Genomic DNA, 14,849 nt, shown 5'->3' with positions numbered 1-14,849 from the left:
CGCCGCGACGGGATGGCCCGGGGCCTTTTACAGCCCCAACCTCGCCATCACGATGTCATTGACCGCCTTGGGATTGGCCTTGCCTCCCGTGGCTTTCATCACCTGCCCCACGAACCAGCCCGCGAGTTTGGGGTTTCCTCTCGCCTTTTCCACCTGTGCGGGGTTGGCGGCGATGATCTCGGCCACGGCCTGTTCAATCGCGCGGGTGTCCGTCACCTGCTTCATGCCGCGCGCCTCGACGATCTCTTCGGGATCGCCGCCCTCGGTATAGACGATTTCAAAGAGGTCCTTGGCGATCTTGCCGGAAATGGCGTCCGACTTGATCAGCCGCACGATGCCTGCCAGTTGCGCCGGGCTGACCGGGCTGTCCTCGATCGAATGATCCTCTTTCTTGAGCCGTCCAAAGAGCTCGTTGATCACCCAATTCGCCGCCAGCTTACCATCGCCCGCGCCCGCCGCCACCGCCTCGAAATAGGCGGCATTGGCCAGATCAGCGGTCAGCACGTTGGCGTCATATTCCGATAGCCCGAATTCCAGCACAAACCGCGCCTTCTTGGCGTCCGGCAGTTCCGGCAGGTTGGCCGCAATCTCATCCACCCAAGCCTGCTCGATCTCCAGCGGCAAGAGGTCGGGATCGGGGAAATAGCGGTAATCATGCGCCTCTTCCTTGGAGCGCATGGACCGGGTCTCGTTCTTGTCCGGATCATAGAGCCGGGTTTCCTGCACCACCGTGCCGCCCGCCTCGACAATCGCGATCTGGCGGCGCGCCTCATATTCGATGGCCGCTTGGATAAAGCGCATGGAGTTCATATTCTTGATCTCGCAGCGCGTGCCCAGATGGCTGAAATCCTGCGTCTCCATGTATTTCTCATACTGGCCGGGGCGGCAGATCGATACGTTCACATCCGCCCGCAGATTGCCATTCTGCATATTGCCATCGCAGGTGCCCAAATAGCGCAGGATCTGGCGCAGCTTGGTGACATAGGCGGCGGCCTCTTCCGGCCCGCGAATATCCGGGCGGCTCACGATTTCCATCAGGCAGACGCCGGTGCGGTTCAGGTCAACAAAGGACATCGCCGGGTCCATATCGTGAATCGACTTGCCCGCGTCCTGCTCCATATGGATGCGCTCGATCCGCACCAGACGCGCCACGCCGGGGGCCATATCAACCAAAATTTCGCCCTCGCCCACCAACGGATGATAGAGCTGGCTGATCTGATAGCCCTGCGGCAGATCGGGGTAGAAATAGTTCTTGCGGTCAAAGGCCGACCAAAGGTTGATCTTGGCCTTAAGGCCCAGCCCCGTGCGCACCGCCTGTTCGACACAGAATTCGTTGATCACCGGCAACATGCCCGGCATCGCCGCATCGACAAAGGCGACATTGGAATTGGGCTCCGCCCCGAATTGCGTGGACGCCCCGGAAAACAGCTTGGATTTCGAGGCGACCTGCGCATGCACCTCCATCCCGATCACCAGTTCCCAATCATGCTTGGCCCCCGCAATGACGCGAGGTTTCGGCGTTTCATAGGCGAGATCGAGCATGGCACTGCCTCCGGCTGACATATCAGAGGCGTTCTAGGACAGGCGCACGAAGGGGGCAACAGGGAAAGAGGGGCATAGACCTCCACCAAGAATCGTGAAAACACTAAAGGGCCGACCGCCATTTCCAAGACAAGGACATGATATTATGGATAATTTTACCGCAAATGCGCAGACAACTGGGTTTTTGGAAATCGGTGGCTCCGTCAGTGGCAGCGTCGCGGACGGTCGGGACTGGATCGCGGTAAACCTTGAGGCAGACACTGCCTATCGGTTCGAAATCGACATGGGATTGCCTTTTGTCCAAATCCTGTCACCCGATGAGATAACGCTTATGAACAACACCGGCGACCCAGAGCTGCGGTCCGACCAAGACAACGTTTTTGTTTTCTCACCGCAGCAATCCGGGCGGCATTTCATCTCCATCGGCGCAACATTCGGCACCATGGGCGGCGACTTGGACAACTACGTCATCCGGGCCAACGTGTTTCAAGACGACGTCCCCGGCGATGTGACCACGCACGCGACGCTGGCCCCCAACACCTCGGTCCAGGCGCAGATGGATTTCGGCAACGACTATGACTGGTTCGCAGTGGAATTGACCGCGGGTGAGGCCGCGAGCTTCGAACTGGACGGCATCACGCTCTCCGATCTGTCGGTGCGGGATGCCAATGGAGAAAGCCTCGCAAGCTCGGACGCACGAGCGTCAAACAAGTATGTGACCTACATTCCAGACGAGTCCGGCACATTCTATGTCAGCGCGCGATATGCAGTGGGATACGACAGATATGCCAACTTTTTTCCCAACCCCTATTCCGTCACATGGGTAGACGCGATTCTCCCTTTGACCGAAGTCGGCACCCTTGGGAATGACACGCTCTTGGGAAATCGTGACGATGATTTTCTCAACGGTCTTGCCGGTGATGATCGTCTCGCGGGGGACGAAGGAAACGATACGCTTTTGGGCGGCGATGGCAACGACAGGCTCTTTGGTCAGGAGGGCGGTGATGAGATATTCGGCGAGAGCGGGGATGACCGCCTGAACGGCAGTCTCGGCCACGACACCCTCAACGGCGGTGAAGGTCACGACTCCCTCAGCGCCGGATTGGGGGATGACTCCCTCACCGGCGATGCTGGAAATGACAATATTGGTGGCGGGCTGGGCAATGACACGATTGACGCAGGCGATGGCGACGACACCGTTGGCGGTGGCTCAGGAAACGACCTGATCACGGGCGGTCTCGGGGATGATTTTTTGTCCGGTGGCTGGGACCGTGATACCTTGGACGGTGGCGACGGCCATGACACGCTCACGGGTGCCAGCGGCGCGGATTACCTCTCGGGGGGCGCGGGCGATGACATAGTTGCCGGTGCGTCCGGCAATGACCGCATCACGGGCGACGCGGGCAATGATCGCCTGTCCGGCAGCGCGGGCGATGACCGGATTGATGGGGGCGACGGGGCCGACCAGATTGGCGGTGGCACAGGCCGAGATACGATCATCGGCGGCGCAGGTGACGACCAAGTCGGCGGCGGCAAGGGCGACGACAGCATCCAAGGCGGGAGCGGCAATGACGACCTCTCGGGTGGCAGCGGTGCGGACACGATTGAGGGCGGCGATGGCAATGACACGGTCAACGGCGCACGTGGCGACGACGTACTCAGCGGCGGCGCGGGTGCAGATCACTTCGAATTCACCGTCGCTAAAGAGGGAGAAACCGATAGTGTTCTCGATTTCGAAGATGGCGTCGACCTTATCGTCATTCGGTTCATGGCCATGGATACACCAGAGCCACCCACAGCCCCCTCATCAGCAGCGCACTTCGAAACGCTGGGCATCGTCGACACTGCCAGCGGCGTAGAAATTTCCTTCAACGGACAGACTGTGATCGTCCAAGACATCACCGCCGCGCAACTCACCGTGGAGGATTTCACGTTCCTCTAAAGGTCTCCCCCTCCCCCCAAATTCATGCATGCGAAACTCCGAATATAAAGCACTTCACAGAATCGTGAACATAGTGTTTGAATAAGGCGCATTTGGAAAACTGGGGAGTTTTACCATGGAAGGTCTTGTAATTCCGGGAACACCGGAGGCTGACGATCTTGTCGGCACCGCCGATAACGATACGATCACTGCGAATGCTGGGGATGACACGCTAACAGGTGGCGCGGGGAACGATCTGCTGGATGGGGGCGCGGGGTTCGATACGGCCGTCTTCGCGGGCAATGCCGCCGATTACAGCACCGGCGTGAATGAAAGTGCACAGCGCACGATCACCCATACCGCAACCGGCGACACCGACATTCTAGTCAATATCCAGCGCCTGCAATTCGACAACATCAGCACCGATGTGCTGCTCAACCCAGACAACACCAGCCCCGGCCTGATCCGGGGTCTGGGCGGCGATGCCGGGTTCGGCGAGGATTTTCTGGCCCGCAACGATGACGGCTCAACCGTACAGATCGACATCACCCCGATCTTCGAGAACGGGCTGAATTTCTTTGGCACCGTTTACCAAGGTCTCTGGATCAACAACAACGGCTCGGTGACCTTCACCGGACCGCGCGGCACCTTCACGCCCGACGTGATCACAGGCGTCAGCAACAACCCCAACATCACGCCGTTCTTTGCGGATGTCGACACCCGCGGCGGCGAAGTTGCCCCAACCCCGGGCGGAAACTCGCAAGGCAGCAACCTTGTGCATTGGGATTTCAACACGCTGGGCGACCAACTTATCGTCACATGGGACGATGTCGGCTACTTTAGCTCGCGCACCGACCTGCTCAACGCCTTCCAACTTATCCTCACGGATCGTGGCAATGGCGATTTCGACATTCAGTTCCGCTATGAAGAGGTGAACTGGACAACCGGCAACGCCAGCGGCGGCACCAACGGCCTTGGCGGCACGGTTGCGCGCGCGGGCTATACATCGGGCACCGGCGTCGAAGGCACGTTCTTTGAGCTGCCGCAATCCGGCAATCAGGATGAAATCCTCAGCCTGGATGTGATCCCCGGCAATACCGGACTGATCGGCATCTGGAACTTTGCCGTGCGCAACGGCGGCGTGGTCGACTCTATCGTCCCGCTTCTGCCGCCGGTCGGCGCGGGCGGTTGGGTTGCGGGTGACCCGCATCTCGCGACACTCGACGGCGTCGGCTATGATTTCCAGGCGGCGGGCGAATTCGTGCTGCTGCGTGGCACCGACAGCGATTTCGAGCTTCAGGCGCGCATGGTGCCAGTGGGCGATAACGTCAGCGTCAATCAGGCCATCGCCACCAATCTCGGCGGCACGGCAGTGATGATCGACGCCAATGACACGACCCCGCTGCATATCGGCGGCGTGGCCACCGAGATTGAGGATTTCGGCTCTGTCGCGGTTGGCAATGACCGTATTTTCCGTGAAGGCGATACCTATATCATCGTCTATGCGGGCGCAGATAACGTGGTCGGCAATGGCGACAGCCAGGTGCGCGTGATCGTGCGCGATGGGCGGGTCGATATCGACGTGCGCCTCAACGAAGAGCTGCTGGGGCGTCTCGAAGGTCTGCTGGGCGATGGCGACGGCGACGCCAGCAATGATGTCGCGCGCGCCGATGGCACCGTGCTGGCCCGTCCCTTTGCCTTTGCCGATCTCTACGGTCAATACCGCGAGGATTGGCGCGTCGCCTCTGAGGCGGACAGCCTCTTTACCTATGACGCGGGCGAAAGCCTTGATGGGTTTTACTTGCCCGAATTCCCCGGCGAGATTGTCAGCCTCGACACGCTCGACCCGGCGGTGCGGGACGCCGCGATTGCTGCGGCGCTCGATGCGGGCCTGATCCAAGGCACGCCCAATTTCGAAAACGCCGTGCTCGACTTTGCCCTGACAGGCGATAGCTCGTTCTTCGACTCTGCCGCCGAGGTGCCTGCCTCAGTGACCGAAACCGTCACCACCGCTGATCCGGTCTCGCTCAACCTCGAAGGCACCGAAGGCAATGACACCCTGCTCGGGGCCACGCTTGACGACACGCTCAGCGGTCTGGGTGGCGATGACCGGCTCGAGGGGCGCGGCGGGAATGACCAGCTCAGCGGCGGCGAGGGCAATGACACCCTCGACGGCGGTGCTGGCGATGACCGGATTTCGTCCTCTGATGGCAATGATCTGGCCATTGGCGGGGCGGGCAACGACAATATCGGCGGCGGTCTGGGGGATGACACCCTGGACGGTGGCGATGGTGACGACATTCTGGGCGGCGGCTTTGGCGCGGATTCCGTGACCGGCGGGGCTGGCAATGACGTGGTCGCAGGCGGCGCGGGCGATGACACGCTCTCGGGCGGCGATGGCAACGACAGCATGTCGGGCAGCTTTGGCAATGACCTCATCGACGGCGGCGAGGGCGCGGATGATATCGGCGGCGGCACCGGACAGGACACCATTGATGCCGGTGCGGGCAATGACAGCGTCGGCGGCGGTGAAGGCGACGACAGCATCCTTGGCGGCGAGGGCAATGACTTCCTCGCAGGCGGCGGGCGCAACGACACCATCGATGGCGGCGCGGGCAATGACACGATCAATGCAGGTGCTGGCAACGATGTGATCACCGGCGGAACCGGGGCTGATCAGTTTGTCTTTTCGTCCTTCTTCGATGGCGAGGCGGATGTGATCACCGATTTCGAGGACGGTTTGGATAGTTTCTTCATCCGCCGTTTCGATCCCGATACTGGCGTTGAAAACATCAACAACGGCGGCAACGGTCTGGCGGGTTTCGTCACGGCGATGAACATCGTCGACGTGGCGGGCGGCGCGCAGATGACGGTGAATGGCAACACCATCCTCGTCGAAGGCGTCACCGCCGCGCAACTGACGGTGGATGATTTCACGTTCCTTTAGTTCGGACTGGCAGATCAAAGACAGGGGCGCTCTCGGGCGCCCCTATGTCTTGGCGGCAAATATGCGCCTTCCGATCGCCCAAACCTGCCATCCTGCGTTAGCGCAATCACCAGCAAAGCCACGCCAACCCCCGCAAGGTTACCGCTAACATCCTGTATTCCAACTGGAAAACGACTTTTACCGCTTTCCGGCGTCCTCTGCCCCGTCTATACGGACGCCAATTCAGCTATCAGGAGTCGCCCATGACCATCACCGTAGGAATCAACGGTTTCGGCCGTATCGGTCGCGCCACGCTTGCCCATATCTCGGAAAGCCTGCGCAACGATATCAAGGTGGTCAAGGTGAACGCAACCGGGCCGATTGAGACCGCAGCGCATCTGATGCGCTATGACAGCGTGCATGGCCGCTTTGCCCATCCGATCACCGTCGAGGGCCAGACGATGGACCTCGGTCGCGGCCCGATCCAGATGTTCTCGACCTATGACATGAACGAGTTGGATTGGGACGGGGTTGATGTGGTGCTCGAATGCACCGGCAATTTCAATGATGGTGCCAAGGCCCGCACCCATCTTGAGCGCGGCGCGCGCAAGGTGCTGATTTCGGCCCCGGCCAAGAACGTGGATCGCACCGTGGTCTACGGCGTCAACCATGACGCGCTCTTGGCCTCTGAGCGGATGATCTCGAACGGCTCTTGTACCACCAATTGCCTCGCGCCGCTGGCCAAGGTGCTGAATGATACGATCGGGATCGAGAGCGGCATCATGACCACGATCCACGCCTATACCGGTGACCAGCCGACGCTGGACCGACGCCACAATGACCTCTACCGCGCCCGCGCCGCCGCGATGTCGATGATCCCCACCTCGACCGGGGCCGCCAAAGCGCTTGGTGAGGTGCTGCCGGAACTCGCGGGCAAACTCGACGGCTCTGCCATCCGCGTGCCCACGCCCAATGTCTCGGCGGTGGACCTGACCTTTGTCGCCAAGCGCGACGTGACCAAGGCCGATGTCAACGCCGTGGTGGCCGAGGCCGCCGCTGGCGCGATGAAGGGCGTTCTGGGCTATGATCCCGAACCCAAGGTCAGCATCGACTTCAACCACACCGAGGAAAGCTCGATCTTCGCCCCTGATCAGACCAAAGTGATCGGCAACCGTCTGGTGCGGGTGCTGGCATGGTATGACAACGAATGGGGCTTTTCCTGCCGCATGGCCGATGTCGCCGTTGCCATGGGCCGGTTGCAGTAAACAAGCCCTCACTTTTTGTGCAGCGCCGGGCCGCGATACGCGCAGCCCGGCGCTTTGCCATTGGAACCCGCCAATCTGCCTCTGAGCTCGCAAGCCCGAAACTTCGGGTTGCGCGGCCCTGTCTTACCGCATACGCTTTTCCTACGCAGGGGAGTCCCAACTGAGGGACTGAGAGGCGGCTGGCAATCATCTTTGCAGATATTGCAGTGTCGCGACCCTTTGAACCTGACCCAGTTGATACTGGCGTAGGAAGCTAGGGCTCGCGATCATGCCACGTTCCGGCAGATCCCATGGCCTGAACCGGGGCGTATATGCTGCCCTCCTGCCTCCCTGCCACGCTCATCTGGTCTCTTTGTAGAAACTGACTCGAGGAGCACCAAAATGAACGTCCCCACCCAGAACATCACCCCGAGCGTGACCACGGGCCCTCTGCCCGCCTCTAGAAAAATCTATGTGACCGGCCAGCACTATCCCGAAATCGCAGTGCCCATGCGCGAAATCTCGACCCATCCCACCGCAGGCGAGGCACCGCTGGCCGTCTATGATAGCTCTGGTCCCTATACCGATCCGGACCGCACCACCGATATTCGCCAAGGCTTGCCGCCGCTTCGCCGCTCGTGGATCATGGCACGCGGGACTGTGGAGGATTACGAGGGCCGCCACGTCAAGCCCGAGGATAACGGCTTTGTCACCGGCGATAGACTGGTGCCGGAGTTTCCGGTTCAGCACCGGCCACTGCGCGCCAAGCCGGGGGCGGCCCCCACCCAACTGGCCTATGCCCGCGCAGGCCTTATCACGCCCGAGATGGAATTCGTGGCCATCCGCGAAAACCAGCTGCGGGAATTGACACCCTGTCACCGCGACGGCAACGACTGGGGCGCGAATATTCCCGACTACGTGACCCCCGAATTCGTCCGGCAAGAGATTGCGGCAGGCCGCGCCATCATCCCCGCAAATATCAACCACCCGGAACTGGAGCCGATGATCATCGGCCGCAATTTTCTGGTCAAGATCAATGCCAACATGGGCACCTCCGCCGTCACCTCTTCGATGGAAGAAGAGGTCGAGAAACTGGTCTGGGCGATCCGCTGGGGGGCGGATACGGTGATGGATCTCTCGACGGGCCGCAACATCCACAACACGCGCGAATGGATCATCCGCAACAGCCCCGTGCCCATCGGCACCGTGCCGATCTATCAGGCGCTGGAAAAGGTGAATGGCATTGCCGAAGACCTGACATGGGAGGTGTTCCGTGACACGCTGATCGAACAGGCCGAACAGGGCGTGGACTATTTCACCATCCATGCGGGCGTGCGCCTGCACATGGTGCCAATGACGGTAAATCGGGTAACAGGCATCGTCAGCCGAGGCGGTTCGATCATGGCCAAGTGGTGCCTGCATCACCACCGCGAGTCCTTTCTTTATGAGCATTTCGAAGACATCTGCGACATCTGTCGCCAATATGACGTGAGCTTTTCATTGGGCGATGGGCTGCGCCCCGGTTCAATAGCCGATGCCAATGACGCCGCTCAATTCGCCGAGTTGGAGACGCTGGGCGAACTCACGAAAATCGCATGGCGCAAGGATTGCCAGGTGATGATCGAGGGGCCGGGCCATGTCGCCATGCACAAGATCAAAGAGAATATGGAGAAGCAGCTTGAATGCTGCCACGAGGCCCCGTTCTACACCCTTGGGCCACTCACCACCGATATCGCGCCGGGCTATGACCATATCACCAGTGGCATCGGGGCGGCGATGATCGGTTGGTTCGGCTGTGCGATGCTGTGCTATGTCACCCCCAAGGAACATCTGGGCCTGCCCGACCGCGACGATGTGAAAACCGGCGTCATCACCTACAAAATCGCCGCCCATGCCGCCGACCTTGCCAAGGGCCTGCCGGGGGCGCAGCGGCGTGACGATGCGCTCAGCCGCGCGCGCTTTGAATTCCGCTGGGAGGATCAATTCAACCTCTCGCTCGACCCGGAAACCGCCCGCGACTTCCACGATCAGACCTTGCCCAAAGAGGCGCATAAGGTGGCGCATTTCTGCTCGATGTGCGGGCCGAAATTCTGCTCAATGAAGATCAGCCACGACATCCGCGCCGAGGCCCAGAAAGAGGGTATGGCGGCGATGGCCGAAAAGTTCCGCGAAGCCGGCGATATCTACCTGCCCCTTGACGAGTGATCAGACCTGATCGCACGCCCCCGGTGCCCGGCGCCGGGGGCCGTTTTGCGCCTCCGGCCCTATGGCCAGCCCCCTCCCGGCCCTTGATCCGGCTTGCATGGCGGCAGCCTCTGTTGCATACCCTGCGGGACGCAGACGGCAAAGGCGCGCGGCATGACCAACACAATCGCGATTGGCCTTGGGGGGATCGTCCTGGTGGCGCTCGGTGCCGATGTCATATTGAACGATGGCCAATCCACCCTGTTCCTCGGGCGCAAGCTGATTGATCTGATCGAATATGTCGCCTTTTGGCGATAACGCAACTGACACTCCTCCGCATTGACTCGTTTCGAAATTCGTTTATGTTCGCCGTCAATTGTTAGCGCTAACATAACTCTCGGAGGATGCCATGCCCCTGAAACTTGCCATAAACGGATTTGGTCGTATCGGACGCAACGTGCTGCGCGCTTTGCTCGACTCGGATCGCCAAGACATCGAAGTCGTGGCCATCAACGATCTGGCCCCGGTCGAAACAAACGCCCATCTGCTCGAATTCGACAGCGTGCATGGCCGCTTTCGGGGTCAGATCACCACCACCGCCGACACGATTGACGCAGGCCGCGGGCCGATGCGCGTGACCGCCCTGCGCGACCCAGAAGCGCTGCCATGGGGTGATGTCGATATCGTGCTGGAATGCACCGGCATCTTTACAGACCGCGACGCCGCCGCCCGCCACCTCAAGAACGGCGCGCGGCGCGTTCTGGTCTCGGCCCCCTCAGCCGGGGCCGATCGCACCGTGGTCTACGGCGTCAACCACACGGACCTGACCGCCAAGGATGTGATCGTTTCCAACGCCTCTTGCACCACCAATTGCCTCGCCCCCTTGGCCAAGGTGCTGCATGAAAGCATCGGCATCACCCGTGGTTTCATGACCACGATCCATAGCTACACCGGCGACCAGCCAACGCTCGACACCATGCACAAGGACCTCTACCGCGCCCGCGCGGCGGGGCTCAACATCATCCCCACCACCACCGGCGCTGCCCGTGCCGTGGGCCTCGTGTTGCCCGCCCTCGCCGGGCGGCTCGACGGCACCGCCATCCGCGTGCCCACCCCCAATGTCAGCGTCGTGGACCTGACATTCGAGGCCGCGCGCGACACCAGCGTGGACGAGATCAACGCCGCCGTCAGCGGTGCCGCCAACGGCGCGCTTTTGGGCGTGCTCGATGTTACCAGCCGCCCGCTTGTCTCCTCGGACTTTAACCACGATCCCCACAGCTCGATCTTTGCCACCGATCAGACACGGGTGATGGAAGGACGGCTGTGCCGCGTGCTCAGCTGGTATGACAACGAATGGGGCTTTTCCAACCGCATGCTCGATGTCGCCGCCGAAATGGGCCGCCACCTCGAAACCGGGCGCGGCCCCGTCCCGCACCACACGCGGGTGATGGAACCGACCTGAGCAGCCTTAGGAAAACTTGGCCAGCAGCGCTTCGCGGACCGGGGGGGTGACAAACTTGGTCACATCCCCGCCCAGCCGGGCGATTTCCTTGACCAGTTTGCTGGCAATCGCCTGATGATTGGCATCCGCCATAAGAAAGACGGTCTCGACCGAATTATCCAGCGCCCGGTTCATCCCGACCATCTGGAATTCATATTCGAAATCCGCCACCGCGCGCAGACCGCGCACGATCACCTGCGCGCCCACATCATGGGCGCAATTGATCAGCAGGTTCTCGAACGGATGCGCCACGATTTCGGTGCCGGTCTGCGCGCTCAGCTTGGCACATTCCGCCTCGATCATCTCGACCCGCTCTTCCAGCGAAAACAGCGGCCCCTTGTCCCGGTTGATCGCAACCCCCAGAACCAGCCGATCCACCAGCACGGCTGCCCGGCGGATAATATCAATATGGCCCAAGGTAATAGGGTCGAACGTGCCGGGATAAAGACCAATGCGCATGCGGCCCTCCTTTGCTGCAATCGCCGCTCACGCAACAATACTATGCAAGGCGATGCAAGCGCTTAGTAGCCCATGATCATCCCTTCAAGGGCTGTCTTCTCCATCGCCAGCTCTTCCAGCCGCGCCTTGACCACGTCGCCGATGGTCACGATCCCCACCAGCTTGCCCGCCTCCACCACCGGCATGTGACGGAACCGGCCATCTGTCATACGCGCCAACACCGCATCAGATGTATCCTGCCGCGAACAGCAAACCGGATTACGGGTCATCATTTCAGACACGGTTTCAGTCATGCAGACCACACCCCGCACCGCAAGGCTGCGCACGATATCGCGCTCTGAGATGATCCCCTCCACCGTCTCGCCATCCCGTGACACCACAAGCCCGCCGATCCGGCGCTCTGCAAGGGTCTGCGCCGCCTCCGAAACCTTTGTCTGAGGCGAAATCGTGATCACCGCGCTATCGCCCTTGGATTTCAGGATTTGCTGCACCAGCATGACACGACCCTCCGCAAGAATATGTCCATAAAATCAGCGTGATCTATAATAAAATTTCTGTCAAGTGCGCGCCTCCAGGCTCTGCACCTCTTGGCGAAGCCTCTCGACCAGCGCGGTAGCAAACCGGTTCTGCCGTTCAAGCCGCCGGTCATCCGCATGGCGCACCAGATAAAAGCTGCGGGTAAGCGAAAATTGGTCGGGCAGCACCTTTTGCAGCCCCCGCGCCCAAGGCAGTGAAAAATCATGCAATACCCCGATGCCACCGCCCTGCCGCACCCAATTTAGCTGCACCGACACCGAATTCGACGCAAGGCTGACGCGCTCGATCCCCGCCTCGCTGAGATAGTCCAATTCCTTGTCAAAGATCATATCGGGAATATAGCCCACCATCCGATGCGCGCGCAGGTCCGCCAGCGTTGCAATCGGGGGATGCGAACGCAGATAGCGCACCGTCGCCGCCAGATGCAGGCGGTAATCGGTGATCTTCTGCACCGTCAGCCGCCCGGCCGTGGGCGGGCTGACCGCGATCACCATATCCGCCTCGCGCCGCGTCAGGTTGAACACACGCGGCAGCGCCACGATCTGAATTTCCAGATCGGGATTTTCCGCGCCAATCGCGGCGCAGACCTGCGGCAACAGGAAATTGGCGCAGCCATCCGGCGCGCCGATGCGGATTTGCCCGCTCAGCCCCCCGGCTTGTCCGGCCATTTCCTCGGTGGCTTCCTGCATGGCGGTTTCCGCGCGCAGCGCCGGCCCCATCAGGCGTTGCCCTGCCTCGCTCAAAACATACCCCGTGGGCGATTTGGCAAAAAGCGGCGCGCCCAACTCCTCCTCCAGCCGCGCGATACGCCGCCCCACCGTCGCCGGATCAATCCGCAGGATACGCCCCGCCCCCGACAGGCTCTCAGACCGGGCAACAGCCAGGAATATGCGGATATCGTCCCAATGCGGCGTCATTCCCGGCCCCCTTTGCAGAAATGCAAATCACTTTTGGAATATTGCCTCTTTCCGCAGAGGTTTTGCAAGACTACCCTGCCGCCAACGGATTAGGAGGATTCCCAATGCAAGAGCTTACCCATTACATCAACGGTCAACATGTCAAAGGCACCTCCGGGCGCTTTGCAGATGTGTTCAACCCCGCCACCGGCGAAGTGCAGGCCAAATGCCCGCTCGCCAGCGTCGAAGAAATGGATGCCGCTGTCGCCGCCGCACAGGCCGCACAGCCCGCTTGGGCCGCCACCAACCCCCAACGCCGGGCACGGGTGATGATGGAATTCGTCCGCCTGCTGAACCGCGACATGGACAAGCTGGCCGAGGCGCTCAGCCGCGAACATGGCAAGACCTTCCCCGATGCCAAGGGCGACATCCAGCGCGGTCTCGAAGTGGTGGAATACTGCATCGGTGCGCCGCAAATGCTCAAAGGCGAGTTTACTGATGGCGCGGGCCCCGGCATCGACATCTATTCCATGCGCCAGCCGCTTGGCGTGACGGCGGGCATCACGCCGTTCAACTTTCCTGCCATGATCCCGATGTGGATGTTCGCCCCGGCGCTCGCCTGCGGCAACGCCTTCATCCTCAAACCGTCCGAGCGTGACCCCTCCGTGCCGCTCATGCTGGCCGAACTGATGGAAGAGGCCGGATTGCCCAAAGGCATCCTGCAGGTCGTCAACGGCGACAAGGTGGCCGTGGATGCGATCATCGACCACGAGGTCATTCAGTCCATCGGCTTTGTCGGCTCGACACCCATCGCGCAATATATCTACGGTCGCGGCTGTTCCAACGGCAAGCGCGTGCAGTGCTTTGGCGGGGCCAAGAACCACATGATCATCATGCCCGATGCCGATATGGATCAGGCCGCGGATGCGCTGGTGGGCGCGGGCTATGGCGCGGCGGGCGAACGCTGCATGGCCATTTCCGTGGCAGTTCCGGTGGGCGATGAAACCGCCGACCGCCTGATTGAAAAACTGGTGCCGCGCATCGAAAAGCTGAAAGTTGGGCCCTATACCGCAGGCAATGACGTGGATTACGGCCCCGTTGTTACCGCAGAGGCCAAGCAACGCATCCTTGGTCTGGTCGAAAGCGGTATCGCGCAGGGGGCCGAACTGGTGGTCGATGGGCGTGATTTCAAATTGCAGGGCTATGAGGATGGCTTCTTTGTCGGTCCGCATCTCTTTGACCGCGTGACCCCGGATATGGACATCTACACGCAGGAAATCTTTGGCCCCGTGCTCGCAACCGTGCGCGCAGGCTCTTACGAAGAGGCCCTGAAACTGGCGATGGATCACGAATACGGCAACGGCACCGCGATCTTTACCCGCGATGGCGACGCCGCCCGCGATTTCGCCGCGCGTGTCAATATCGGCATGGTCGGCATCAACGTGCCGATCCCGGTGCCGCTCGCCTATCATACCTTTGGCGGCTGGAAGAAATCCGGCTTTGGCGATCTCAACCAACATGGCCCGGATTCGTTCAAATTCTACACCCGCACCAAGACCGTGACCGCCCGTTGGCCGTCCGGGATCAAGGAAGGCGGGGAATTCAATTTCAAACCGATGGATTAATCTTCACCCATCAC

General features: G+C 61.0%; 11 protein-coding genes and 1 riboswitch. Of the genes, 7 read left to right on the top strand and 4 right to left on the bottom strand.

The window, feature by feature from the left end:
* Window positions 1-27: 27 nt before the first annotated feature.
* The gene (gene gatB, locus ROSMUCSMR3_RS17775; protein WP_081508221.1) at window positions 28-1,542 is read right to left on the bottom strand and encodes an Asp-tRNA(Asn)/Glu-tRNA(Gln) amidotransferase subunit GatB; all 1,515 of its coding nucleotides are present in this window, start codon (window positions 1,540-1,542) and stop codon (window positions 28-30) included.
* Between the two features lie 145 nt (window positions 1,543-1,687).
* Between gatB and ROSMUCSMR3_RS17770 the strand changes: the two genes are divergently transcribed.
* The 6 genes from ROSMUCSMR3_RS17770 (at window position 1,688) to gap (ROSMUCSMR3_RS17750) (ending at window position 11,279) form a co-directional block, all read left to right on the top strand.
* On the top strand, window positions 1,688-3,484 hold the full coding sequence (locus ROSMUCSMR3_RS17770) for a pre-peptidase C-terminal domain-containing protein (RefSeq protein WP_081508220.1): 1,797 nt from the start codon (window positions 1,688-1,690) through the stop codon (window positions 3,482-3,484).
* Between the two features lie 115 nt (window positions 3,485-3,599).
* Window positions 3,600-6,410 carry a nidogen-like domain-containing protein gene (locus ROSMUCSMR3_RS21710; RefSeq protein ID WP_081508219.1) on the top strand — a complete coding sequence of 937 codons (2,811 nt, stop codon included), beginning with the start codon at window positions 3,600-3,602 and terminating at the stop codon, window positions 6,408-6,410.
* A gap of 242 nt (window positions 6,411-6,652) precedes the next feature.
* Window positions 6,653-7,654, top strand: coding sequence for a type I glyceraldehyde-3-phosphate dehydrogenase (gene gap / locus ROSMUCSMR3_RS17760; RefSeq protein ID WP_081508218.1), 1,002 nt, complete (start codon window positions 6,653-6,655; stop codon window positions 7,652-7,654).
* Between the two features lie 137 nt (window positions 7,655-7,791).
* Window positions 7,792-7,923, top strand: a riboswitch (TPP riboswitch).
* A 112-nt stretch (window positions 7,924-8,035) separates the two neighbouring features.
* Entirely contained in the window at window positions 8,036-9,838 is a 1,803-nt protein-coding gene (gene thiC, locus ROSMUCSMR3_RS17755) for a phosphomethylpyrimidine synthase ThiC (protein ID WP_081508217.1), read from the top strand.
* Between the two features lie 153 nt (window positions 9,839-9,991).
* A complete protein-coding gene (locus tag ROSMUCSMR3_RS21490) occupies window positions 9,992-10,135 on the top strand; it encodes a hypothetical protein (RefSeq protein ID WP_087148885.1) in 144 nt (47 codons plus the stop codon).
* Window positions 10,136-10,226: 91 nt separating this feature from the next.
* A complete protein-coding gene (gene gap, locus ROSMUCSMR3_RS17750; protein ID WP_081508216.1) occupies window positions 10,227-11,279 on the top strand; it encodes a type I glyceraldehyde-3-phosphate dehydrogenase in 1,053 nt (350 codons plus the stop codon).
* A gap of 6 nt (window positions 11,280-11,285) precedes the next feature.
* Here gap (ROSMUCSMR3_RS17750) and coaD read toward each other — a convergent pair whose 3' ends face one another.
* The 3 genes from coaD to ROSMUCSMR3_RS17735 form a co-directional block, all read right to left on the bottom strand.
* On the bottom strand, window positions 11,286-11,777 hold the full coding sequence (gene coaD, locus ROSMUCSMR3_RS17745; protein ID WP_008280247.1) for a pantetheine-phosphate adenylyltransferase: 492 nt from the start codon (window positions 11,775-11,777) through the stop codon (window positions 11,286-11,288).
* Between the two features lie 62 nt (window positions 11,778-11,839).
* Window positions 11,840-12,274, bottom strand: a complete 435-nt coding sequence (locus ROSMUCSMR3_RS17740) for a CBS domain-containing protein (RefSeq protein ID WP_008280246.1) — start codon at window positions 12,272-12,274, stop codon at window positions 11,840-11,842.
* 60 nt (window positions 12,275-12,334) lie between these two features.
* Window positions 12,335-13,231 carry a LysR family transcriptional regulator gene (locus ROSMUCSMR3_RS17735; RefSeq protein WP_008280245.1) on the bottom strand — a complete coding sequence of 299 codons (897 nt, stop codon included), beginning with the start codon at window positions 13,229-13,231 and terminating at the stop codon, window positions 12,335-12,337.
* Between the two features lie 104 nt (window positions 13,232-13,335).
* Here ROSMUCSMR3_RS17735 and ROSMUCSMR3_RS17730 point away from each other — a divergent pair, with 104 nt between their 5' ends.
* Window positions 13,336-14,835 carry a CoA-acylating methylmalonate-semialdehyde dehydrogenase gene (locus ROSMUCSMR3_RS17730; RefSeq protein ID WP_081508215.1) on the top strand — a complete coding sequence of 500 codons (1,500 nt, stop codon included), beginning with the start codon at window positions 13,336-13,338 and terminating at the stop codon, window positions 14,833-14,835.
* Window positions 14,836-14,849: the final 14 nt, after the last annotated feature.

It is taken from the genome of Roseovarius mucosus (assembly GCF_002080415.1).
GTDB lineage: Bacteria > Pseudomonadota > Alphaproteobacteria > Rhodobacterales > Rhodobacteraceae > Roseovarius > Roseovarius mucosus_A.
This window is presented reverse-complemented; position numbering and strand designations above follow the sequence as displayed.

What these genes read in the sequence shown, in the direction of transcription:
- gatB (WP_081508221.1), bottom strand. Translation starts at nt 1,542, where the DNA reads ATGCTCGATCTCGCCTATGAAACGCCGAAACCTCGCGTCATTGCGGGG.
- ROSMUCSMR3_RS17770 (WP_081508220.1), top strand. Translation starts at nt 1,688, where the DNA reads ATGGATAATTTTACCGCAAATGCGCAGACAACTGGGTTTTTGGAAATC.
- ROSMUCSMR3_RS21710 (WP_081508219.1), top strand. Translation starts at nt 3,600, where the DNA reads ATGGAAGGTCTTGTAATTCCGGGAACACCGGAGGCTGACGATCTTGTC.
- gap (WP_081508218.1), top strand. Translation starts at nt 6,653, where the DNA reads ATGACCATCACCGTAGGAATCAACGGTTTCGGCCGTATCGGTCGCGCC.
- thiC (WP_081508217.1), top strand. Translation starts at nt 8,036, where the DNA reads ATGAACGTCCCCACCCAGAACATCACCCCGAGCGTGACCACGGGCCCT.
- ROSMUCSMR3_RS21490 (WP_087148885.1), top strand. Translation starts at nt 9,992, where the DNA reads ATGACCAACACAATCGCGATTGGCCTTGGGGGGATCGTCCTGGTGGCG.
- gap (WP_081508216.1), top strand. Translation starts at nt 10,227, where the DNA reads ATGCCCCTGAAACTTGCCATAAACGGATTTGGTCGTATCGGACGCAAC.
- coaD (WP_008280247.1), bottom strand. Translation starts at nt 11,777, where the DNA reads ATGCGCATTGGTCTTTATCCCGGCACGTTCGACCCTATTACCTTGGGC.
- ROSMUCSMR3_RS17740 (WP_008280246.1), bottom strand. Translation starts at nt 12,274, where the DNA reads ATGCTGGTGCAGCAAATCCTGAAATCCAAGGGCGATAGCGCGGTGATC.
- ROSMUCSMR3_RS17735 (WP_008280245.1), bottom strand. Translation starts at nt 13,231, where the DNA reads ATGACGCCGCATTGGGACGATATCCGCATATTCCTGGCTGTTGCCCGG.
- ROSMUCSMR3_RS17730 (WP_081508215.1), top strand. Translation starts at nt 13,336, where the DNA reads ATGCAAGAGCTTACCCATTACATCAACGGTCAACATGTCAAAGGCACC.